The sequence below is a fragment of the Bacillus sp. Au-Bac7 genome, assembly GCF_021341655.1.
GTDB lineage: Bacteria > Bacillota > Bacilli > Bacillales > Cytobacillaceae > Niallia.
In genome coordinates this window covers 21,130-44,384 of record NZ_JAJTTG010000006.1, presented here as the reverse complement: position 1 = coordinate 44,384, position 23,255 = coordinate 21,130, and the positions used below count along the sequence as shown (strand labels likewise).

Here is a 23,255-nt window from a genome sequence, read left to right as displayed (position 1 = left end):
GATTTCCATGCAACTAGGGATCGACAATTCCTCATTAGTTGTTTATGAAGCACTAGCCAGCGAAGTTCGCATCAAGATTATTCAACTCCTCAGCAAAAATAAAATGAACATTAAAGAAATTGCCGAGGAATTAGAAATCAGCAGTGCTATTGTGACAAAGCATATAAAAAAATTAGAAGATGCTGGTTTAATTAAGACAGAAAGAGTGCCAGGAAAATCTGGACTGCAAAAGATTTCGATTTTAAAGGTCGATCATATTGAAATAAATTTTCCCAAAAAGATATTTCACTCGTTTGCATCCTATGAAACTGCTGTGCCAATTGGACATTATACCGATTATGATTTAAAGCCGACATGTGGACTAGCAACAGATAAAGAATTTATCGGCCGTGTCGATGAGCCCCGCTACTTTATGGATCCAAAGAGAATGGATGCAGAAATTATTTGGTTCACTCAAGGGTTTGTGCAATATAATATTGCCAATTTCTTGAAAAAAGATGAAAAGCTGCAGCAATTTGAAATTAGCTTGGAAATTTGTTCTGAATTCCCATTCGCCAATGATGTATGGCCGTCAGATATTACCTTTTCATTGAATGGAATTGAATTAGGAACATGGAGAAGTCCTGGAGATTTTGCTGATACAAGAGGAAAGTTCACTCCTGATTGGTGGCCTCATAATATCAACCAGTACGGGCTGCTCAAAACTATCCGCATCACCAACCATGGCACATATATCGATGGAGACCCTATGTCAGGCATCACAGTCGATGATTTAGATACAAGCACAGACAGATGGACCTTCCGCATAGAAGTGAAGGAAGATGCCGAGCATGTCGGGGGCGCGACTGTATTCGGGAAAAAATTCGGCAACCATGACCAAGATATTAACTTTAAATTGTATTATCTATGAAAAAAACCGCCTTTTTTGGCGGTTTTTTTTTTCATCAGCTCACAAGCTTTACAAGCATATGAGCCAGTTTATGCTGTTCCTCTTCATTTCCTGCTTTCCAAAGCTCTTGAAGAAGTTTTTCCTCTCTGTTGCGCGGCTCCTCTTTTGCAGCTAAAAAGTCTCCTACCTTCTGGGCAGCTTTTGCAATCTGTTCTTCATTTAAGCCTAGCTTATCTGCTTTTTCCACCTTGTCGGAAAGGTATTCCTTAAATCCTTCAAAGCTTGATAAAATTTCATCCTTTTTTTCACTACTCATATTCTGAAGCTTATCATTTACTTTTGTTTCTACTTTGTTTTCCATTATGACTCACTCCTTTTCTAGTGTTAGTTTCTATATTCCCAATGTAAGCCTGTTAAAACTATTATTATTTTATTGGAATATATTACTATCTACTAGAAATTTAGCAAGACCAATGAGCCGGTTTAGATAGTGTGCGAGGAATCTTAGTATGACTATCTCCTTTTGCGGCATTGAGCTGAATTTGAGTCAGAAAAATACTGCCAGTTAAATCAGCTCCCCTAATATCAGCATCGCGTAAGTCAGCACCAATAAAATCAACATTTCTTAAATCAGCATTTCGTAAGTCTGCTGCGATTAACCATGCACCTCTGAAGCTCTCTCCCCGCAAATTTTGATTGCGCAGATTCGCTCCGATCAGGTCGCTCCCTTTTTTCTTTTTCCGTCCTTTTTGAAGCTTGGTTTTTTCAGTCACCTTTTGTCTCATAAGCTCACTCACTTGTTTTAGAAGCTCATTAACCACAGCCCGATGTGCAGGAATATATAGCTCCATAATCTCTGCTGGCTCTAATTCCGACAGCCTTTTCGTCTCCTTAAAGGCATTTGTAAGCTCTGCTTTTAATCCTATTGCAGATTTTAGCTGAAGTGCTTCATCTAAATAGCAAAGCATTTCATGCAGCTGCTGCATGATTGGGAAAACCTTGAACATATCCTTTGCAACAGCGGGGGAATCCCGCCAAGTCACTCCCTTGAAGGTGAACTGCGAAACCTTCTGACCGGCACCAAAGCACTCGAATACTGTACAGCCTTTATAACCTTTCGGGCGGAGATGCTGGTGAATGCCGCACAGGTAATCTTCCCCGAGATTTTTGCAAGGCTTCCCTCCTTCCTTGTCTTCTGCAAACTCCGCCGATTTACCAAACGGCAAAGCTACACAGCATAAACCAAAACAGTTTTCACAATCTGGCTTATATGAACTATAGTAATCTATTTTTTCCTGAATCCCACTTTTCATTTTTCCACTTCCTAATAATCTACTTTCTATTAGCCCTAATGCACTTTTATTCAAAAAGTGCTATTGGTGGTTCCTTTCTATACATATGAACAAGCATGGCATGTAATTGGCCACGATGATGATAAATATGAGCCAGTATTTCCAACAGCCACTCATACCGCGTATAAACCGTGCCCCAATACGACTTGATTTGCTCGAATAATTGCTCATCAGAAAAGCCTTCATATGTGCTCTTGAGCAATAAGAATGAATGATCAATAGCTGCCTCCATTTTTGAGAGACTGCTAAGTTTATGTTCAACATAAAAACTCTCCATCTCCTCTTTTGACATGCCAGAGGCAATCAATAAATCTGCCTCACATATCAATGAAAGATGCTCTAATAATTCGCCAATGGAGAACTTCGTTAACGTAGGCCTAAAAGTAAGGTCTTCCTCACGTAAAGACATCATCAGTTCCTTTATTGAATCGACCGCAATCCGGATTTGATTTAAGGCTGCTCCACAATATTTATTCATGCCTTTGCACCTCTGCTACAACTCATACTCCATATTTTTGGCTGTATTTATCGCTGCTTCCTTTCCATAAAGCCGGCTAATAAGATGAAAGGACATATTAATACCGGCTGCTATCCCTCCTGATGTAATGACGTCGCCTTCATCGACAAACTTGACACCGCGCTTAACCTTTACAAGTGGAAACTCTCCCTCCAGCCTGTCTATGTCCATCCAATGAGTTGTTGCGCTTCTGCCATCCAGTAAGCCTGCTTTAGCCAGCAGCAGTGCACCTGTGCATACAGAGGCCATCACTTCTGCCTGAATGGATTGCTGCTTTATCCATGCAATGACATTTTGATTATGTATTTCATGTACTTCAGCACCTTTTCCACCTGGCACAATGACAATATCAACCTGGGGATGGTTTGAAAAGCTGTAATCAGGCTTTACTTTCAAACCATTTCGAGCGTTAATAAGCTCTCCTGTCTCTGAAATGGTCACTACATGAAAGTAATGATTATCATGCTCTTCTGGTGGGGCATATAAGGAAAAGACTTCATATGGTCCGGCAAAATCAAGGACTTCCACTTCATTAAATAAAAGAATACCTACAGTTCGCTTCTTCATGGGAAAGATTTCTCCCTTCCTAAGTCTTTAATACTTCAACATTTGACAACTATTTCCTTCTTTTTTAGAGCTATTTTTCTCCTTAAAAAAACCCTTCCTTTAAGGAGGGGATTGTGCTTAAATATGTCTTCGTTCAATAAGCCGTATACCTATTCCCAGCATTAATGTTCCCATCAGTAAAAGAATGCCGACAGGATACAGCAACTCCATTGGTCCTGCACCGTCAATTACACCTTTCTTCAACAGCTCCATCCCATATGTGACAGGCACAAATTTGGACAGCAACAGCAAAAAGTCAGATGTAACGATTTCCAGTGGCCAGTATGCTCCGCCCAGCATCGCAAAGCTCACTGCAATCAAGGGAATAAAGGCATTAAACTGACTTACTGTTTTGACTAGCCCTGTCAGCAGAATGGCTAATGCAACAATCGCATATAAATACGGAATAACAGCACCGAACACTACGGCAAAATTACCATTGAAGTCAACACCTGTACCGAATTTAAATATATGAAAAATAAGCATTATTTGTAAATATCCTAACAGAAAGCTGAAAAGAAGATGGCCGAGATAAAGCTGTGTTTTGCTTGTGGAGGACAAGATAAATCGGTCCCATATGCCGTTCTGTTTATCACGCAATATTTCTACAACCGTATTTGCTACGGTGTATATACTAAAGAATAAGGTAAATCCAAATAATGCTTGAAGAGATTGATCATAGCTGCTCTCTTCCTGTGATTTGGCAAATTTTATTGGCAGCAGCGGATTTTCCGATATTTCTGCTATTTTTCTCTCCGCTTCCTTTTTATCCTGGGCGCTGCTGAAGATTTGTGCTTGTTTAGAATGATTTTGATAATATTCTTCTAAATAGCGGTGCACTGCCATTGAAGTTTCCGTTTCTGCAGCCTGATAAATGGTATATGAATCGTCCTCCAGCGCTGCCCCAAGATCTGCCTTTCCCTCTTCAATTTGTTCCAATGTTGCTTTTTCAGATAATAATTTAAACTGAAAGCTGTCACTTTCATTTAATTCTTCTACTATTTCCTCTGCTTTTACAGTATCCTTAGCAAACACAGGTATCTCTACCTTTGTGAATGAGCTGGAGCCGAGTAAATAAGCAAAGACAGCACAAATAATTGCGGTAATGAGAAACGACCCAGGTCTGCGCAGAAATTTTCTGAATTTCCCCCAAAGTATCCCCTTCATGCTAAAGCACCTCTTTTCCTCATCAATAACACAACTGAAACAAGCAGTAAGATACCGCTAAAGAGGAGAATCGCTTCCATTTGCCCAGCTATATCCATCAGGCTGTAGCCTTGATATACTTTTAAATAGGCTGTAATTGCAGCCCCTAATGGAGAAAACTCACCAAGTGTCTCCATGAATCCCCCACTAGCACTCAAATCAAAATAACTTCCGCCAGCAAAGGCAAGGATAGGAATCAGCATATTAGTAAACAATGTAGGCACATTGTTGGAATTTGCTCGGAATGATAAAGCTGCCGTAAACACAGCGAAGCTTGCTGCCAGTATGTTCAACAAGAATGTCACAACAAAATAATGAATAAAGCTGGCAAACACAACATCATATACTAATGCAGATAATCCAAATAATAAATGCAGCTGTATAAAGGAAAGGGAAAATGTTGATACAAATATGCCAAAGAAAAAGGTATATGGCGACACATTTGCCAGAAGGATGCGCTGGTACATATACGACTCTTTCTGCTGGTAAGCAAAGCCTGCTACAGTAGAAGCTACAAAAAAGACAAACATGACACACATTCCTATCGCATAATAAGAAAAAGAATCCACTACTTTTTTCTTCGTGACATTTTCTAGCTTTCCGACAGCAGAGCTATTTGTCGGTGTATACTCACTGTTCAATTCGGCAGATATATTCATATAAGAGAGCTCTTTCTGATAGCTCACCAGTATATCTTTTAACACAGTCGCTGCCAGAGATGTGCTGTCTGTCTCTTTAAAGCTCCACTCTGCAGAAATTTCTTTGCCATAAAGTAATTTCTGATAAAACTGTTCTGTAAAGCCCGATGGAATTGTCAAAATCCCTGTATACTCACTTTCCTCTGCTGAAGTACTGTTTTCTTCCTCAACTACGGTCATGGTTACCAGTTTCTTTAGTTCTTTATTTTCTTTTATCTCATGCATAAAAGTTGAAACAGGATCTACTGCATAAACAGTATCCATTTGCATCTTTTTCTCTTCCGGACTTACAGTGGAAGCCTCTATTTCAGATACTGTCTCCTTTTGAGCGTTTACAGTATCGTCTTTTAGGACGACCAACAGCTTTGCATGTAAGCTGCCAGACTCTTCTCCTCCATCCATGATTGTGCCCAGTGCACTTCCTAATATTGTAATTAATATAAAAGGCATTAAGAGGAGAACCACCAGTTCCCTAGGTCTTCTCCATATCATCAGAATTTCCTTTTTTACCATATGCCAGAACATGTACTCTCCTCCTAATCCCGAAGCTTTCTCCCTGTCAAATGCAAAAACACATCCTCCAGGCTTGGTGTTTCAATATTGACTGCAAGCACATTCACCTCGTGCTCCTCTGCCAGACGGAAGATATCTTTCAATAGCTGGATTTCCTTCGGCACAATTATAGTAATAGTTGATTGATTAATAGAGAGCTGCTGAACATTAGGCAGATTCCTTAACACCTCCACAAAGGGATGCTTAATCATTTCGACATGAATATTAATCGCTGTTTCTGCAGACAGGATATTTTTGATTTCCTCCTTTAAGCCTGAAGCGATAATCTTGCCATGATCCATAATGTACAACCGATTGCATAGGTATTCTACTTCCTCCATGTAATGGCTCGTATAAAGGACCGTAATATTCTTTTCATTGTTCAATCGCTTTACTGTCTCTAATATGTGATTTCTCGATTGAGGGTCAATGCCGACTGTCGGTTCATCCATTATGATAATTTCCGGCTCATGAATAAGGGCTACCCCGATATTTAGCCGTCTTTTCATTCCTCCGGAAAATGTCTTCACAAGGTCCTTCTGTCTGTCCTTCAATCCAATAATATCCAGCACTTCGTCCACCCTTGACTGCAGCACACTTTTAGGAATTTTGTGCATCTTGCCAAAAAAGATCAGGTTTTCTCTTGCCGTCAGCTCCATATACAAGGCGATTTCTTGCGGGACAACGCCAAGTATTTTGCGCAGCTTTTCCGGTGTCTTTAATATGCTTACATTATGCAGCCGAACATCACCGCCGCTTGGCGCAAGGAGGGAAGAAATCATCGAAATTGTCGTTGATTTCCCAGCACCATTCGGACCAAGAAGACCGACTGTCTCTCCCTTTTCCAAATACAAATTAACAGAATTGACCACTTTGTTATGTTTAAACTGTTTGGATAAATCAATCACTTCAAGCATTGTCATCATCCTTTCTAATGACAGCATAATGTTTTTACAAGTTTTTTCCTATACCTAAAGGTCATTTTATGTGCTGCTTACTAAGTGACTTAAGTCATTTTTTTCTCCATAAAAAAACGTCCCTATTATATAGAGACGTTTTTTAGGCTGATTTAGCCTTTTGCCTGCATTTCCTTTGTTGGTCCAAGTACACCTGGAACAGGCAGGCCAGCTTGACGAAGCAGAACCGTCATTTGTCCTCTGTGATGAACTTGATGTTGAATCAGCAATCCAAGAACAGAACCTTTTGTCATCGGTTTTCCAAACTGGTCGACTGTTTCGCTAAGTGTTTCATCTGTTAAAGACTTTGCAGCTTCAGCGATATCAGCTGCAATCGTTTTGTAAGCTTGTACTATTTCAGCTGCAGTGATATTTTCTGCTTTTTTATCTGTAGCAGGTCTTACCTTAATACCGGCAACTCCTGCAAAAAAAGCAGGACTTGTAGCTAAATGCCAGCCAAGCCAGCCAAGTGTGCTGTGACCCTCAACAATTGCCTGACCTAGCTTCTCATCTGTAAGTGACTCTAATACTTGTACTGTTCCGTGAGCAGAAGCAGTCCAGTCTGCAATAAAATCTTCTGTTTTTCTGTACATATAAACACCTCTTCAACATTTATGTAACACACTAAATCATCATAACATTTTTAGTTCTGTTAAACCAAAACTATGGCTATATAAGGTCATTTTTCACAGCAAAGATAGCCAATTGTGTTCTATCCCTTAGTTCAAGCTTCTGCAGGATTTGTGTAAGATGATTCTTTACCGTACCGACAGACAAAAACATATTTCCTGCTATTTCTTTATTGGTTTTCCCAAGTCCGACATGCTTAACGACTTCTATTTCTCTTTCTGTAAGGGTATCAATTAGGTCTGTCTGCATATAGGGTCTCGTTTCCTTCAGCAGCTTAGGCATGACCTTTGCTGCAACGTCCGCATGTATGCTCATGCCCCCAGCAAGACAGCTTTTAATGCTGTTAATAAGGGCAGCACTATCAGCGTTTTTCAGCAAAAACCCATTTGCTCCTTCTCGGAAAGCCTTAATTGCATACTCCTCATCATTGAAAGTAGTTAAGATTAGTATCTTAATATGCGGATAGCGCCCCCTTATTTGCTTTGTTGCTTCAAGTCCATCCATAACAGGCATGCGGACATCCATTAAGATAAGATCTATGGCAGGAACAGTTTCAAGCAAGCAGAGCGCCTCCTTGCCATTCTCCGCTTCAGCTGCCACCAAAATATCAGCATCCTGTTCAATTATCATTTTCAGTCCATTCCTGACAATTGCCTGGTCTTCTGCAATCATTACGTTAATCATTTTTTTATCTCCTCTGTCGGCAGACTTCCTGCCAAGATAAACTGTTGATTCAGCTGCTGGATGGCAAGCTTTCCTCCCGCTTCCTCCAGCCTTCTTGACATGTTGTCAAGACCGAACCCTTTGTGTATGGGATGCTTATGGTTAAAAGCATTTTTTATTTCAAATGTAAGGTGGCCGATTGGCGACACTCCAATTGAAATAAAAACATCTCTCGTGCTTCCATACTTCATTGCATTTGTCAGCCCTTCCTGGATCGTCCGATAAAGAACTGCATTTTTCATATTGCTAAGCTGTGCGTGAAGCGCTCCTTGTTTAGCTGTAAAATGAACATGGACAGCATTCTCACTTTCCAGCTTTTTGATTAAATGAACAAGTGCGGAAATCCCCTGAAGTTCCTCTGCCTGCATGAGGCGGACAGCTCTTCTCGTTTCCTCCAGACATTCAGAGGCTATTTCCTTAATGATGGAATAAGAACTGCCAGGAAGTTCTCGGCGCATTACTTCAACCTGCATAACAAGCGCTGTCAGCTTATGGCCAACAGCATCGTGCATTTCCCTTGCTATCATTGTTCTCTCTTCCGCTCTCGCAGTCCTTTCATTCTGAAAAGCTCTCCGCTTATGCACCCTGAAGTCATTTAATAAGGAGGCATATGCTTCTCTAATATGCCTATACTCTCTGTTCGTTTCGCCAAAATAGTAAAGCACGAGCCCTGCAAATCCATTTACAGCAAGCACAAGCAAGAGTGGATAATTATACAAAGCATATCCTGACAAGCAGTTCAAGCAGGAAATCACAAGGAGCGCCACACCGCTAATTCTTCCCGCCATCTCCTGATTCATTTCCAGTATGTAAAAGAAAGATAGTGCATAAAGGTAAAGAGGATTTTGGCCCTCTCCAAAAAAGATTAACCCTTGTATCCAAACGAGAAGAGCCAAATAGATAAAAACCTTTCTGCGAAGAAGGGGTAGAAGAAAATAAAGAGCAAGCAGGATGCTGCAGGAAAATAAATAGATGTAAAATACATTTTTGTTTTCATACGATGCAAATAGCGCCCCTGCCCACATAGAAATTAATAGCGCAAGCTTTACATAAAATGATTGCAATAAACTCTCTCCCATTCACGTAATCTACTGATAACTTACCAGATAATTCTTTTCATGGTCAATACTGGAACAAAAAGAAGGCTCTGCTTTTTTTGTTAAGCAGAGCCTTCCTTAAACATTATAACGCAGCATACCCAATATACAATACAAGCACAAGAGCGACTGCAAACTGCCCCCACAGGATTCTGACCTTTCTCTCCTGTTCAAGCCGGACCAATATCATCTCCATCATGCTGATGACCCAAAACCCGACAAGTGCCTTCAGCATGTACAGGGCAGTAAAAGTTTCTACACGAAACAGCATAATAGCACCGGAAACAATGATAAAGATATACAAAAGCCTTGCAATCATATGTACGATTTTTCTCGTTCTTTTTTGGTCTGTTTTTCTTAAAAACAAGACTGCAACAAAAAGAACTAATGTGAGCATCCATGAAATAAAGTGGATTTGGCCAAACATATGCCCACCTCCTTCTTTCATAGGATGCACGTTTCTTGCTGTTTATAAAATGGTTTCCGTCTTATCTTATCCAACCGTGTTGCGCAGCACACCGATTCCTTCTACTTCTATTTCTATCGTATCGCCAGCTTTCAAAAATCGCGGCGGTTTGAAGCCTTTGCCGACTCCAGCTGGTGTTCCAGTTGCAATCAAATCTCCTGGCTCAAGCGTCATGCCTTTTGATAAAACACTAATCACTTCTTCTATAGGAAAGATAAAGTGAGCTGTATTGGAATTTTGTCTGACTTCTCCATTGATTTTAGTCGAGATATTCAATTTGTTTGGATTTGAAATAGCTGATTTCTCCACAATTACTGGTCCAAGCGGTCCACTGCCATCCAAGCTTTTTCCGATGAAAAACTGCTTATGCCTTGCCTGCAAATCCCTTGCGGTAATATCATTAAGAATCGTATAGCCAAACACGTACTCCAACGCCTCATCCTGTGGAATAGCCTTACCCTTTTTACCGATGACTACGCAAAGCTCTCCTTCATAGTCCAGTTGCTCTGATACATCTGAATGGTCAGGAACTGTTTCATCTGGTCCGATTACAGTAGTCGGGGCTTTCGTAAACACCATCACATGCTCAGGTATATCATCCTTACTCCCCATCTCAATTGCATGCTCCTCATAATTCTTTCCTACACAAAATATATTTTTCCTTGGTGTTGGTATTGGTGCAAGGAGCCTCACTTCATCCAATTCAACTAAATTACTGCTGTTCTCATTGGCCCAATTAGTCGCCTCTCTTGCTTTATCAATAAAGTCATTTCCCATCTCTATACATTGAATCAAGTCATCTGGAAAAGGACGGCTGCCTGTTCTCTGTTCTTCTGCATCATTAAGCGGAATTATCGTTTTATTCTTCTCATTTAAAACCGCAACAACTTGTCTGCCTTGCAGTAATACTGTCGCAAACTTCATACTATCTCCATCCCTTTGCAAAAGATTTATAGTTTAATATTTATGTTAATTATAAACTTTCAGATAATACTATTCAAATCTATCACATTAAAGTGGAGCAACAGGCATAGGCCAACCTTGCTGTTGAATAGGCTAAAAAGAGAGAAGGCTAACAACTGCTGGGCTAATGTATCACACTCCACAGAACCCCCACATAGAATGTTAAGAATCTTATGTAAAGGATGTTGATTATGCCAGCTATTGTAGGAGTCGCACAGGTTATTTCCATAGGAAGCAGCTCCATCTTTAATATTGGCGATGTCTATAAAATCATGCCGATTTCTAATGCCAAAACATTCTCTGGTTCCGGTTCCTTCAACACTGGTGATGGGTTGAATATAACTAATTACCGAAGTGCCACGAACACAACAGACAATGATGGCATTGATCAAGGAAATTTCCTGAATGCTTAAATTGATTTTCTGACTTTGAAAAAGGTGATAATGATGAATTTTTTCATTCAACAATCTATAACAATAAACACCATAAAAATCGGCGGTATTACAAACTCTTCCGTTTTTCAGATTGGCAGCTCTGGTATCATAAAGCCTAATTCTTATCTATATAATACCGGAGGCTTCACCGAGGCTGCTCCAAGTCCCGTTGAAGAATCAGAGCCGTTTACTGGTGTTAATGTGGCAGACGACAGTGTCGTCATGTCACCTTCTGTTCCATTGACAGCACCTTAAAGACAGATGAAGGAGGTACGAAGGATGTCCCAACAATTCTACCATTATGGCGATCAGATGCAATCCTATCTGCAATACCTGGAAAAAAGAATCGTATCATTGGAGCAAGCTGTCACCGAAATGACCAAAGAAATAACCGAACTGAAAAACAGGCCTTCCGTTCGAGTCGATCGCATTGAATACAGCTTTGATCAGCTAAAAGTGGAAACATTGGATGGGACGCTTAACATCGGTTTAAATCCAGCAGATTTGCAAAAAATCGAAGAACTGGCAATTAATCCAGGTAATTCTGTTCAGCCTGGCGGTCCTTTATATCCAATAGACCCTAAACAAATGATGACAAGATCGATGGAACTGGAAGAAACACTCCTCTCCTATATCCAGCTTGAGCTTCCTGAGATAATTGTCCAAAAACAAGCCGAACTAGGCTTGGAGGAGGATGAAGCTTATATTTCCTTCATTCAGGAAGATGTTACAAAGCAGCTGCCTACAAGAATCCAATATTATTTACAGCAAAGAACCGGCGGTGAAAAAGCAGAGGATACACAACAGCAAAATGAAACGATTATAGAAGCATTAAAGCAGGAAATTGAAAATGGTGTCAAAATATTCTTAAGCAATATTCCAGACAATATGAAGGGAAGGAACAAGGAATGAACTTTCAGGTTTATAATAGAGAGCTGGCAGTTGGTGATATTAAAATCATCGGTGTATCAAGTTCATCTGTCTGCATTGTCGGCGACGTTCAGACAATTCAGCTTGCGTCCACTTTTGACACACCTGCAGAATCACTGATTATCGGACCATTTGTCCCTTTGTTCCCTAAAGGATAAATATGCTTACAAGGACTTCTGTTGTTAATCATATACGTCTAAATATAGCATCATTTTCATCTACACTAGAATTTGGTGATATCTCTTTTTATCAAGCGTTTTCGAGGGCACTTGCTGTACAACGAGAGAAGAAGATTTTCTTCGGCGGAGAAGGTTCCTTTGACCAATATCCGATTTTTTCCGAACCAATTCCCATTCCTCCTATCACTGAGAGCATCAATATAATGTACCATCAAATAAAGCCGGTTATTAAAGTGAAAAACCTTGATATTACTGCCGTCTCAGCCTCATCCCTGCTTCAAGTCGGAAGCACCCGTCATATTTATGCAGAAACGAGGATAAAGCATATAAGACAGCTAGAGAATCACTCTGAGGAATTAAATAATCAAACTATCATCCCCCTTGAGGAAATACATTCATCACCTGGAACCGCTATTGTTAACGGCAGATGATTTTTTTGGTGCCAGGCTACTATATAAATAAAGGAGGAGGTTCTTTTGCCTGCTATTGTAGGACCTGTTCAAATTGTTAACGTCGGAGAAGGGATTGTTCAATTCGGTGATTCCTTGTTTATTTCCCCAAAGGGAAATTCGAAAGTCTCTTTAGGTTCCGGGGCATCAAACACTGGAGCATTTATTATTACCAACAATGGATTAAGCGCAACGAATTATGTAGACACAAGTCTGCTTGACCAGCCGACAACAGCCAATAACTGACAGACAAAGGGAAGAAGCCTCATTTTCTCCCTCTTCTGTCCTTTGATTTTTTCACCTTCTGCAATTTTGTAGAAGGCTGTTTTTTTATCCAAGCCAAATACTTCGCTATCTTAGGATCATCTTGCAGCAATTCAACCTTGTTCAATCTTACTGCCAGCTCTTCATTTGTATACAGTGCATGGATTTGTTTATGGCAAGGAATGCATAAATCAGCTGTGCCTAAGAATGCCCCGCCCATTTCCCGAGGTGTTAAATGATGGGCTGTCGTCTCTACATCTTCTCTTAAACATAACTCACATGTTCCAATTTTTTTATTCGCTTTTGCCATTTTTCTTCCCTCCTGCCTATTAGCATGTGATTTCTTACCCCAATAAATTAGCAATTCATAAAAAAACTAATAATAAAGGCTGCCCGATATAATTCGGACAGCCTTTTTGTCTTACATCGGTAAGATATTCGCTCCATCAAAGAAGAATAAATATTTTTCATCGATTTTTTTCTTAAGAATTTTCTCCAGTGAATCAGCATACAAGTCAATTTGAACACGATAGCGCGCTTCTAATACTGGCTTGGCCTCCATATATCCGCCTTTAAACCGGTCTAGAATAGAATCTGTCTTATAATCAAGCAGCACTGTGCCTTTTTCATCCTCAAAATAGACGTCGATGATACCTTGGACTAAAATTGGCTCGTTCTCTCCTTGCCAATCCTTATACACAGAGCTTGACGGATAGGCAATGTTGAATGGAATCTCACGAACAAGCTTTTTTGCATTACGCATGCGCTCTCCAAGTTCTGACTGGAAGAAGGAGACAATCTGCCCTGCTTCAATTGCCTCTGCTTGTTCTGGTGTCAGAAGCTCCTTTGTCTGCATTTCATCAACAAGCTGCCTGATACTGTCTTCTGTTATAGCTTCATCCAATCGGATATGCTGCATCACCATATGCATGGCTGTTCCTTTTTCTGCAGGACTCAGCTTTTTCTCCTGCATAAACTTCGGTCTGTTCCAAATCGTTTTGCGACGTGGCTGAATTTCTGTGCCGCTTTGTTCATCCAACCGTTCACTTTGCCTTTTCAACTCGGACACGGACTGTTTGGAACGATATATTGTGCCATGCGGGTACAAATACTTCCAGGCGAGAGTTTTTTGGATTTGCTCTTTATATTCAGAGGAAATGTCCATCACTTTTCCGCTTGTCACCTTTTCCAGCCAGCTCTCTTGTTCTTCCAAATCGTCTACAGTAAGTTTAAGAATATCTTCTTTTTGAAGAATTCGGATTTCCCATGCTGAAGGATGGACAGACACTTCTCCTTTTTCCATCCATGTTTCCAGATGTATGCCAGATGCATCCTTATGTCTTACAAGGGCTGGCCCAATCCAATCTAAATAAGAGCGGGCAGATGCTCTGTCGAACTCATTTAACAGCCAATTGGAATGTCCAGCAGCTTGTGCCCATTTTTGTTTAGACTTCTCGATATCCTTAACAGAGCCGATCAGCACTAATTTTTCCTTCGCTCTTGTCAGCGCTACGTATAGCACCCGCATTTCCTCTGCTAAAAGCTCCATTCGCTTCTTCTTCGTAAATGCTATTTGTGCAAGAGACGGGTAAGAGATTCGTTTTTGAGCATGAATATACTTTGTCGCAAACCCGAGATCTTTATCAAGCAGGAACGGCTTGCGCAAATCCATTGTGTTGAATTCTCTGCCAATGCCAGCAAGGAAAACAAACGGAAATTCCAGTCCCTTGCTGCTGTGGATTGTCATGATTCGGACAACATCTTCCTGCTCTGTTAAGGCCCTGGCTGCCCCCAGGTCATTCCCTCTGTCTCTCATCCGTTCAATAAACCGTAAAAAGCGGAAAAGCCCGCGGAAAGAGGTTGCCTCGTATTGACGGGCCCGGTCAAACAATGCCCGCAAGTTAGCCTGGCGCTGATTGCCTCCAGGCAATCCGCCGACAAAATCATAAAAATGCGTATCTCTATAGAGCCTCCAAATCAAATCTGACAAAGCTCCACGCCTTGCCTCTGTTCTCCATTCATTCAATAATTCAAAGAATGGTGCAAGCATCTCCTGCAAGGCGTCATTTTTGTTAACACTCATATATGCTTTAACAGCATCATAGAATGCTCCTTGCTTCTTTTCAATTCTAATTCTGCTCAAGTCTTCTTCTGTTAACCCGACTATAGGGGAACGGAGCACAGCAGCCAACGGAATATCTTGATATGGATTGTCTATTACTTTAAGCAATGACATCATGATGTTGACTTCCGTTGATTCGAAATAGCCTGTCGTCAAATTAGCATATGTCGGAATATTAAATTGCTTTAATTCTTCCATGATGGCTGGCGCCCATGTCATCGAACGAAGCAGAATCACCATATCCTTATACTTAGCTGGACGGTACGATTTCGTTTTTGCATCATATACTTCCTGCTTGTGATCGAACAGCTCTCTTATTTTTTGGGCAATCACCCGTGCTTCAAGCTGAGACTGCTCCATTTCCTGTGCATCGAATTCACCAGTCTCTCCGTCACCTTCTTCAGTCGTGGCTGCAGAATTTTGGTTAACAAGAGCCAATTCAATTGGAAAAGCAGCATCCTCTGGATAAGCAGCTCCCTTTGCCAACTCAGCATCTTTGTCATATTCAATTTCGCCGACTTTGACCCCCATTATCTGCTTGAACAGATAGTTTGTACCGTCCAAAACCTCTTTTCTGCTTCGGAAATTTCTGGCAAGGTCAATCTTATAGCCTGTATTCTCATCTGCTTGATAACGATTATATTTAGATAAAAACAGGTTTGGTTCTGCAAGCCGGAATCGATAGATAGATTGTTTTACATCGCCAACCATAAACAGATTTCCCGCTGTTTCACTGTCTGCCGTAACAAGCTGCAATATGGACTCCTGCACCATGTTGACATCCTGATACTCATCTATCAGCACTTCCTTAAACTGCTTGCGGTATTGCACTGCTGCCACAGACGGCACAAGCTCTTTTGCTTCAGGCTCACGTAAAATCTCCAAACAGTAATGCTCTAAGTCAGCAAAATCGACTAAGCCTTTTTCCGATTTCATTCTTTGGAAACGATCGGAGAAGGAAGCTACAAGTCTCGTCAATGTTTCCACATGGACTTTCATTTCTCGCATGTCTTTTATAAAACCTTCAGGCAGCCTGCCGAATAATTCACTCTGCAGCTCCTGCAATATTTTTTTCGCTCTATCTCTGACCTTTTGGGCTTCTTCAATTAAAGCAGGATCATACTCATCCCCTTTGCATGCCTTAGCTCTTGAGAATTTCAATGTTTGCATCGCGTCATACATCGTTTTCCATGAGTCGTCTTTCGCCTTTTGAATAATGTCCAAAAGATGTAAATCATCAACAAAATTGCCCGCTCTTGGCGCAGGACCGAAAGGACGCTTCGTCAATTCTAATCCATATTCCAAAAGCTGCCGAACTCCGTCCAATTGAAGCCCTATATCTGCAAGCAGCTCTTTTGCAAATGGAAGGTCTTCAATTGCCGCCGTTTCCTCGATGTCATACATATTTGCTAAAGACTCCAAATACGCCGACGGAGAAGGATTTGCCCGTGAAAAATCATACACTTCCTGTATGATTTTCTGAAGTGCATCATCACTTCTATCATTTGTGAAGGCATCAACTAAATCAAAAAATGCCGAATTTTCACTTTGTCCATATTCTTCCTCAAATAAATCTTCCACACATTCATCCCGCATCAATTGTGCTTCTGTCTCATCAGCAATGCGAAAGCCAGGGTCCAGGTCAATCATATAATAATATTTGCGGATTACTTCTAAGCAAAAAGAATGAATAGTTGATATATGGGCCTTATTCAATAGAACTAATTGTTTTTTCAAGTGCTGTGATTTTGGATTAGCATTTATCTCCTTTTCAAGCACATCTCCAATACGATGCTTCATTTCTGCCGCTGATGCATTAGTAAATGTAACAACAAGCAGCTCATCAACATTTATTGGATTATCAGAAACAATCTTGCGTATCATTCTTTCTACAAGAACGGCTGTTTTTCCTGATCCTGCCGCAGCTGCCACTAAAATATCATTTCCGCTCAAGCTGATTGCTTTCCATTGATCATCTGTCCAGGTCGCATCAAGCGGTTTCGGCGGTATATCAATATTCTTCATGTGTGTTTGCCTCCTTTCTGATCAAATCAAGTGCTTCTTCCTTCGAGAAGGTTTGCAGCTTTCGATATTGGTTTGATTCAAGACCTTCATCGAACTGACAGACAGACTTGAATGAACAAAATGTACATGGTGATTTTTCTTTTAATTGATACGGAGAAATATCAACATTGCCGCCAATTATTTTATTGCCTGTTTCCACATATTTATGGCGAACAAATTTCTGAAGGGAATAAAAGTCCTCCCTGCTTGCAACTTTAGAACGTTTCGTTAATGTTCCGTCTGTTTTCACACCTGCTGGAACAATAGGTGAATCGCCTTTTTCAAGACTGCCGTCCATCAGCTTAATAACTTCCTCTTTTCCAAGCATTAATCCATTCATCTTAAACTTTTTAAACAATTCCTCTTCGATTTCATCAAGCGTCAAGATTTTCTTGCTGCTCAAGATTGGATTATGGACATGGAAGTATAGCACTCCTGCAGGATTTGCTTCTTTATCAACAAGAATGCTGCTGTTGGAAATAATCAAATCTAAATATGTCAGCATTTGCAAAGACAGGCCGTAATATACTTCATTCATATTGAGTTCATGTGCACTTGATTTATAATCGATTACACGCAAATATACTTCATTATCAAGCTCAGCTTTGTCAACACGGTCAATCCTGCCGACAAGCTCCATTTTCGTGCCATTCTTTAACGAAAAGGCCATTGGCGGAAGCTTACCTTTCGGCCCAAATTCCAGCTCCAAATCAATCGGTGCAAAGCCGCTGTATTTGGCATGCTCGCTCAGGATGAAAGAAGCTCTGCTAATAATCTGCTCCAGCTTTCTCTTAATATAGTGATGTCTGTTTGTGCTCAGCAATATCTCATTTTGCAATTTAGGAGCAAGCATTTCGACAGCATCTTTTGCTAGAACCTCACATTGCTGTCTCGTCAAATCCGACCACATCATATTTTCATGAAGCACTGTTTCAGCAATATATTTCAAGGCAGCATGAAATAAGTCTCCAATAGCAGGCGCCTCAAGTCTGTACACTTGTCTCTCTCTAAGCTTTAAGCCATGTGTGGCAAAATGAGAAAACGGACATGACTGGAACAATTCCATCCGTGAAACACTCGCTGTTATGCTTTCCCCATATAAATCGCTGCTCGTTTCTTCTGTGAGCTCACTCGTCCTGTTTTGATAGGTTAAGCTTGAGAACACTTTTTTCGCGATTGGCTGGAATTTAGGGTCTTCTATATAGGTGTTATAAACATCCCACCAAAAATCATAAATTTGGTAATTTCTTTTCTTCAGCTGCAGCTGGCCATTTAAGTAAGACAAGCTTGTTTTCATGTCAACTGCATAATCGAGCTGTCCGAGACTGGAAAGATCCTTAGGATCAGCCATAAAGTAGAGCGTTTTTGCTTCTGGCACAAAATCGCGCATCCGTTTTACATACACAGATGGCAGCAGAGATTTGCCTTCATCATTTGCCAGCGGGTATGTTAAATACAATCTGTCAGACGGTGTTGTAAATGCTTTGTATGCAAGAAACTCTTCATCAAGCAATCTAGTTTTGCTTGTAGGTGCTAGCTTCATTCCAGCTTCTACAAGACTTTCCCTGTCACTGTCTGCAAAAATCCCTTCATCTGTAAACTTGGCAGGAAAAACCCCTTCATTCATCCCGATAACAAAGGCAGCCTTTATGGTGCCAAGCCTGGAGTTCTCAAGATCAGCAATAAGCACCTGATCTATTGCTGGCGGAACTAAAGAAAACTTAAGGGTATCAAGCCCAGCATCCAATATGGTCGCAAATTGTTTTCTTGCTATCTCCTCGTCTCCTAAAATCTCAACAAATTGATCGAGAAGGTCTATGATGCTGTTCCACGCTTGGTCGTGTTCACCTGCTTTAACAAGCTCCCCCTGCTCTTCAAGCTCCACTTTCCATAATTCCATTTTTTCTGGAACCTCTAGTTCTTCCAAGTAGAGATATAGAGCCTCACATTTTGCTCTTCCTGATTTTGCTCTCTTCAGCCTGGTGGCCAGCCGTGTAATCGGTGCAGCCAATGAAAGGCGAAGCTCATTCAGCTCCTGCTCCATTTGTCTTTCACTGTCTGTCTGTACCCCTGGATCCCATTCTAGCCCTTGAAATCTTCTATATTTCCAGCGTTCCTTGCTCGTCCATTTTTCTCCCTTTATTCCATATGCTAAGCAGTAGTTTTCTAGCTTGTCCACATTTTCTCTGATGTTGCGCTTTTGCATATGCATTGGAAACAGCAGCTCTGTCTTAATTGCCCTGAAAACAGGCTCGTACCGCCAGTTTGTTTCTATTATTTCCAAGGTAGAGCGAATCAGCTCGACAAGCGGATGGAAATGCATCGTTCTTTTCTGGTCAATAAAAAAAGGAATTTCATAATCGGCAAAGATAGTTTCTATTATATTTTGGTATTCTACCGTATTCCGGGATAAGAGACTAATATCACGATAGCGGTAGCCGTTTTTTCTAATAAGCTTTTTAATTTCCCGAGCAATGCCCTCTATTTCTGCCCTCGGATTAACGCTTTCTGCAAACAACACAGCACTTTCTCCAAAAAACGGGAGAGCTGGCCTGCTGTCAAAATGTGCCTCGATATGTTGAAGGGAGTGGTGCATATTTTTATGCACTTCAGCAAAATTATCCTCCTCTACTTCCACACCGATTTGTCTTGCCATTTCATAAACAGTTGCGTAAGTTTCCTTTGACATCCGGAAAAGGTCTAATTCATCTGCAAAACTGTTTCGGTCAGGCTTGTCCATAGTAAAAGTAATCGTTACATTCTCACAAACCTGGATAAGCTCCTGAATAATTAAATATTCCTGCGGTGTAAAGCTGTAGAAACCGTCAATGAAAACTTCTGCTTTCTTTAAATATTCAGAGCTGTTGATTTTCTCTGCAAGGAGGCGGAAATAATCTTCTCCATCAATATACTTGCCCAGCATATTTTCCTCGAAGCTTTGATAAATAATTTCCAAATCATGCAGTTTGTCCAAAAGAGCCTTGTCGCCATCTCCAGCTCCCTCTATGTCTTGCTGCCTGCTGTCAAGCTCCTCTGGTGTAACGCAATATCTTCTGAATTCTGTTACAAGCTGTTCGACTTGTCCAATAAAGCCGTTCTTGTCTGCCACCTTCTTAAACAGGAACAACTCTTCTTTCTTTTCTTCGATAATGCTGCGGATGAGCATGCTGATTCCGACGCTGTTAATATGCTGTCTCGAGATGCCTCCAGTCTCCTGCAAAACCCTCCACGCAAGTCTTGTAAAGCTGTAAACTTGGGCACGGAACATGCCGCCAAGCCCTTCGCTCGCAGCCAAGCTTTGGTCTGACAGAAATGTCATTTGATCTGGCACTAAGTAAATAATTGGATTGCCTTCAGGATCTGCGAACAGCTTCTCCCGAATCGAATCTATACAAAAGGCAGTCTTTCCGCTGCCTGATCGTCCGGATAATAATCTAACAGACATAATTGCCTCCTCGAACTTAATTTCTCTCTTTATAATATCATAGAAACAAACGTTTCCGTATGAAAGAGTACTTGGATTCCACTTGCCAATATTTTCACGGTTATTCCATAAAAAAAAGGCTCTAAAAGAGCCCATTCTTAAAAGGAAAATTGAGTATCACGGAGCGGCCAGTAACGTAAAGAAACTTTGCCGACTACCTGATCGATATTTATAAAACCAAAATGTCTGCTGTCCCAGCTGCCCAGCCGATTATCACCGAGCACAAACAGCTTTCCTTTCGGCACTGCTTGTTCTCCAGTAATTTCCTCAAGGGTAAAATCCCCTGTCAGCTTTCCAGCACTTACTTGACTACGGTAAGCATCCAAAAAATTCTCTTCATATTTTTTTCCGTTAATATACAGGTGATCATCCTTATACTCAATCTTATCCCCTGGAACACCTATCACCCTTTTTACATAGTCTTCTTTATCATTCGCGTGGAAAACAATCACATCAAAATGATGAAAATCACTGACTTTATAGCCAATCTTATTAACGACTAATTTATCTCCATCCTGCAATGTAGGCATCATCGATTCGCCCTCAACCACATAATTGGAGAAAAAGAATGCGCGAATGATAACAAAGATGATGATTCCGATAGCAAATGCTTTAATCCATTCTATGCTTTCTCTTTTTATTGCTTCTTTCAAATGCTATCTCCTCCATGCATTGTTTGGAACATTAATTTCCATGTTCTCTTTCTCTTTCTTTTTCTGCCGTAACATTCATTCTTGCCTCGACTCTTTTTCCTACATACCATAGGATAAAAATCGCGATTGCAACTGGAATTGTCCGTATCGGATGTGTAATCATCGACTTCAAGTCATAACCAATAAAGCTTATGGTGCTGATCATGACTAGCTTGCCTGCCACAACAGCAAGAAAATATTGTTTTACACGGATACGGGAGAGACCTGCCACAATATTTACTAAAGCCGACGGGGTGAAAGGAAAACACAGCAAGATAAACAGCGGTCCAAACCCATGTCTCTCTATCCAAACCATGAGCTTTTGCACTTTTTTATGGTTACGAATAAAGCGCAAAAGCCTCTTTTGTCCATATTTTCTAACAAGCAAAAATACGAGCAGCGCCCCTCCGCAAGTTCCTATCCATGAAAACAGGAAGCCGAGCCAAAACCCAAAGGCATTCACATTTGCCAAAATGAACAAAAATAGCGGCAGAAAAGGGACAAACGATTCTAGTAAAGGCAGCAAAATGCCTGGCAACGGACCGAACGCCCGGTAGCTCTCTATTAATTGCATGATATTATCTAGTGTAAACCATTCTTTTATTGTAGCTATATCCATAAACGAAAACTCCTTGGCATATCATTTCAAGCAGGTTTATGTTTCTCAGCAGACCAATACGAAACGCTAGTTAGCGCTAAGGTTACTTAACAAAAATCCGCTTATCGTCCCTAAATACAGTATATTTGCTTTAGTCTCCCTTTATTTAGATAAAAACTCATGTATTTCTTCTTTATTTGTGTCTATATCTACATCAAGCACAGCAGAACCATTGACTCGAAGATCTTGATAAGTCCCATCAACAGGAACTCTCAATGTCTCTACTTCTTGGTCTTTATTGCGAATTAAATCAGACCCAATATACAAGATGTCTTTTGTACTCATGCTCGTATTAATATACGGCATCATAACACCAGCCAATTTAGGGAGTTTAGCAACTGTCTGCACCCCTGAAATTTGTGAAGCAAGTGCTTCAAGGGTTTTTTGCTGTCTTTCTACCCTACCGAAATCAGAGATAGCATCATGTCTAAAGCGCACATAACCAAGCAGCTGCTTTCCGTTCAGCTTTTGCAGGCCAGGCTCCAATGTTACCCCAATATTCTCTGACATCCTCTTTTCGACGTCTATCTCCACCCCATCTGGGAATGTCTCATCAATAAGCGCCTCAAATCCTTGGAAATTGACAATTGCGTAATATTGAAGGTCTATATCAAAGTTCTCCTTGATTGTTTGCCGCAACAGCTCTGGTCCGCCAATTGTGAAAGCTGTGTTAATTCTGCCCTGACCGTTTCCAGGTATATCAACATACATATCACGCATTAAGGAAATTAGTTTATATGTGCCCTTGTCCGGATGAAACTGGGCTACCATAATCGTGTCTGTGCGGTATTTTGTATCTCCTTCTCTAGCATCACTACCTAATAAAAGGACATTAGTCCCGCCATACTGGTCTTTTTCCCCATTAAATTCATATTCAACCTTTTCTATTGCACCATTTTCCAGTGCCTTTTTTTTCCCGGCATTATATTGAACAAATATGTATACAGCCGCAAATATTATCAACAAAACAAGAAACAAGAAAAAGACTCTGCCTTTTCTCAGCTTTCTTTTTTTCTTTCTGGTTTGTCTATACTCTGATCGCTCCATCCTCCATTGTTTCCTTTCTTAGCTTTTATCTATTCTAACGTTTTATGATAAACATAAGTTTCTTTTCCATTGTTACCCTTAAAAGAATAAAATACTCTTACGTATAAAGGATACGTATTATCTATTATCATATCAGATAAATAGATATGCAAACATTTAATTTCCATATTTTTAATTACATTTAAGGAACTTAAGATGATTTTAATATTAAAAGACTCTTTTCTCATCAAAGCTTATTTCGCATAAAAAAATCGCCTGCCTATTAGGGCAAGCGATT

25 protein-coding genes are annotated in these 23,255 nt (G+C 40.6%); 7 read left to right on the top strand and 18 right to left on the bottom strand.

The window, feature by feature from the left end:
• Positions 1-7 precede the first annotated feature (7 nt).
• Positions 8-910: an ArsR/SmtB family transcription factor gene (locus tag LXM54_RS18210; protein WP_233316673.1), complete on the top strand. Its 903-nt coding sequence runs from the start codon at positions 8-10 to the stop codon at positions 908-910.
• Between the two features lie 34 nt (positions 911-944).
• On the opposite strand, the gene LXM54_RS18205 is transcribed toward LXM54_RS18210, so the two are convergent.
• The 12 genes from LXM54_RS18205 to LXM54_RS18150 all read right to left on the bottom strand — a co-directional run bounded on the left by LXM54_RS18205 (position 945) and on the right by LXM54_RS18150 (position 10,616).
• Complete coding sequence (locus LXM54_RS18205) at positions 945-1,250, bottom strand: DUF3243 domain-containing protein (RefSeq protein ID WP_233316672.1); 306 nt, start codon at positions 1,248-1,250, stop codon at positions 945-947.
• Positions 1,251-1,350: 100 nt separating this feature from the next.
• Positions 1,351-2,202, bottom strand: a complete 852-nt coding sequence (locus tag LXM54_RS18200; RefSeq protein ID WP_233316671.1) for a pentapeptide repeat-containing protein — start codon at positions 2,200-2,202, stop codon at positions 1,351-1,353.
• 46 nt (positions 2,203-2,248) lie between these two features.
• Positions 2,249-2,719, bottom strand: coding sequence for a DinB family protein (locus LXM54_RS18195; RefSeq protein WP_233316670.1), 471 nt, complete (start codon positions 2,717-2,719; stop codon positions 2,249-2,251).
• A gap of 15 nt (positions 2,720-2,734) precedes the next feature.
• A complete protein-coding gene (locus tag LXM54_RS18190) occupies positions 2,735-3,325 on the bottom strand; it encodes a DJ-1/PfpI family protein (RefSeq protein ID WP_233316669.1) in 591 nt (196 codons plus the stop codon).
• A gap of 117 nt (positions 3,326-3,442) precedes the next feature.
• Entirely contained in the window at positions 3,443-4,531 is a 1,089-nt protein-coding gene (locus tag LXM54_RS18185; protein ID WP_233316668.1) for an ABC transporter permease, read from the bottom strand.
• Positions 4,528-5,793 (bottom strand): ABC transporter permease, encoded by a 1,266-nt coding sequence (locus tag LXM54_RS18180; protein WP_233316667.1) that lies wholly within the window; start codon positions 5,791-5,793, stop codon positions 4,528-4,530. Before LXM54_RS18180 ends, LXM54_RS18185 begins: the two co-directional genes overlap by 4 nt.
• A gap of 11 nt (positions 5,794-5,804) precedes the next feature.
• Complete coding sequence (locus tag LXM54_RS18175) at positions 5,805-6,737, bottom strand: ABC transporter ATP-binding protein (RefSeq protein WP_233316666.1); 933 nt, start codon at positions 6,735-6,737, stop codon at positions 5,805-5,807.
• Between the two features lie 152 nt (positions 6,738-6,889).
• Positions 6,890-7,369 carry a DinB family protein gene (locus LXM54_RS18170; protein WP_233316665.1) on the bottom strand — a complete coding sequence of 160 codons (480 nt, stop codon included), beginning with the start codon at positions 7,367-7,369 and terminating at the stop codon, positions 6,890-6,892.
• 76 nt (positions 7,370-7,445) lie between these two features.
• A complete protein-coding gene (locus LXM54_RS18165) occupies positions 7,446-8,090 on the bottom strand; it encodes a response regulator transcription factor (protein WP_233316664.1) in 645 nt (214 codons plus the stop codon).
• A complete protein-coding gene (locus LXM54_RS18160) occupies positions 8,087-9,193 on the bottom strand; it encodes a sensor histidine kinase (protein WP_233316663.1) in 1,107 nt (368 codons plus the stop codon). Before LXM54_RS18160 ends, LXM54_RS18165 begins: the two co-directional genes overlap by 4 nt.
• A gap of 118 nt (positions 9,194-9,311) precedes the next feature.
• Positions 9,312-9,653 (bottom strand): YisL family protein, encoded by a 342-nt coding sequence (locus LXM54_RS18155; protein WP_233316662.1) that lies wholly within the window; start codon positions 9,651-9,653, stop codon positions 9,312-9,314.
• Between the two features lie 66 nt (positions 9,654-9,719).
• Complete coding sequence (locus tag LXM54_RS18150; protein WP_233316661.1) at positions 9,720-10,616, bottom strand: fumarylacetoacetate hydrolase family protein; 897 nt, start codon at positions 10,614-10,616, stop codon at positions 9,720-9,722.
• A gap of 230 nt (positions 10,617-10,846) precedes the next feature.
• On the opposite strand from LXM54_RS18150, the gene LXM54_RS18145 reads away from it, so the two are divergent.
• Genes LXM54_RS18145 through LXM54_RS18120 form a run of 6 tightly spaced genes read left to right on the top strand, consistent with a single transcriptional unit; the run spans position 10,847 to position 12,893 of the window.
• On the top strand, positions 10,847-11,068 hold the full coding sequence (locus tag LXM54_RS18145) for a spore germination protein (RefSeq protein ID WP_144451981.1): 222 nt from the start codon (positions 10,847-10,849) through the stop codon (positions 11,066-11,068).
• Positions 11,069-11,101: 33 nt separating this feature from the next.
• Positions 11,102-11,344 (top strand): spore germination protein GerPB, encoded by a 243-nt coding sequence (locus LXM54_RS18140; protein ID WP_233316803.1) that lies wholly within the window; start codon positions 11,102-11,104, stop codon positions 11,342-11,344.
• A 6-nt stretch (positions 11,345-11,350) separates the two neighbouring features.
• Positions 11,351-12,001 carry a spore germination protein GerPC gene (gene gerPC / locus LXM54_RS18135; RefSeq protein ID WP_442780506.1) on the top strand — a complete coding sequence of 217 codons (651 nt, stop codon included), beginning with the start codon at positions 11,351-11,353 and terminating at the stop codon, positions 11,999-12,001.
• Positions 11,998-12,177: a spore gernimation protein GerPD gene (locus LXM54_RS18130; protein ID WP_233316659.1), complete on the top strand. Its 180-nt coding sequence runs from the start codon at positions 11,998-12,000 to the stop codon at positions 12,175-12,177. The genes gerPC and LXM54_RS18130 overlap by 4 nt, the downstream gene beginning before the upstream one ends.
• 2 nt (positions 12,178-12,179) lie before the next feature.
• On the top strand, positions 12,180-12,629 hold the full coding sequence (locus LXM54_RS18125; RefSeq protein WP_233316658.1) for a spore germination protein GerPE: 450 nt from the start codon (positions 12,180-12,182) through the stop codon (positions 12,627-12,629).
• 45 nt (positions 12,630-12,674) lie between these two features.
• Positions 12,675-12,893, top strand: coding sequence for a spore germination protein (locus LXM54_RS18120; protein ID WP_233316657.1), 219 nt, complete (start codon positions 12,675-12,677; stop codon positions 12,891-12,893).
• Positions 12,894-12,912: 19 nt separating this feature from the next.
• On the opposite strand, the gene LXM54_RS18115 is transcribed toward LXM54_RS18120, so the two are convergent.
• The 6 genes from LXM54_RS18115 to LXM54_RS18090 form a co-directional block, all read right to left on the bottom strand.
• Positions 12,913-13,221, bottom strand: a complete 309-nt coding sequence (locus LXM54_RS18115) for an HNH endonuclease (RefSeq protein WP_233316656.1) — start codon at positions 13,219-13,221, stop codon at positions 12,913-12,915.
• Between the two features lie 111 nt (positions 13,222-13,332).
• Positions 13,333-17,058: a helicase-exonuclease AddAB subunit AddA gene (gene addA / locus LXM54_RS18110; RefSeq protein ID WP_233316655.1), complete on the bottom strand. Its 3,726-nt coding sequence runs from the start codon at positions 17,056-17,058 to the stop codon at positions 13,333-13,335.
• Entirely contained in the window at positions 17,045-20,542 is a 3,498-nt protein-coding gene (gene addB, locus LXM54_RS18105; RefSeq protein ID WP_233316654.1) for a helicase-exonuclease AddAB subunit AddB, read from the bottom strand. Before addB ends, addA begins: the two co-directional genes overlap by 14 nt.
• Before the next feature lie 137 nt (positions 20,543-20,679).
• Entirely contained in the window at positions 20,680-21,234 is a 555-nt protein-coding gene (lepB, locus tag LXM54_RS18100) for a signal peptidase I (protein ID WP_233316653.1), read from the bottom strand.
• Between the two features lie 31 nt (positions 21,235-21,265).
• Positions 21,266-21,892, bottom strand: coding sequence for a TVP38/TMEM64 family protein (locus LXM54_RS18095; protein WP_233316652.1), 627 nt, complete (start codon positions 21,890-21,892; stop codon positions 21,266-21,268).
• Positions 21,893-22,033: 141 nt separating this feature from the next.
• Positions 22,034-22,978 carry an LCP family protein gene (locus tag LXM54_RS18090; RefSeq protein WP_233316651.1) on the bottom strand — a complete coding sequence of 315 codons (945 nt, stop codon included), beginning with the start codon at positions 22,976-22,978 and terminating at the stop codon, positions 22,034-22,036.
• Positions 22,979-23,255 lie beyond the last annotated feature (277 nt).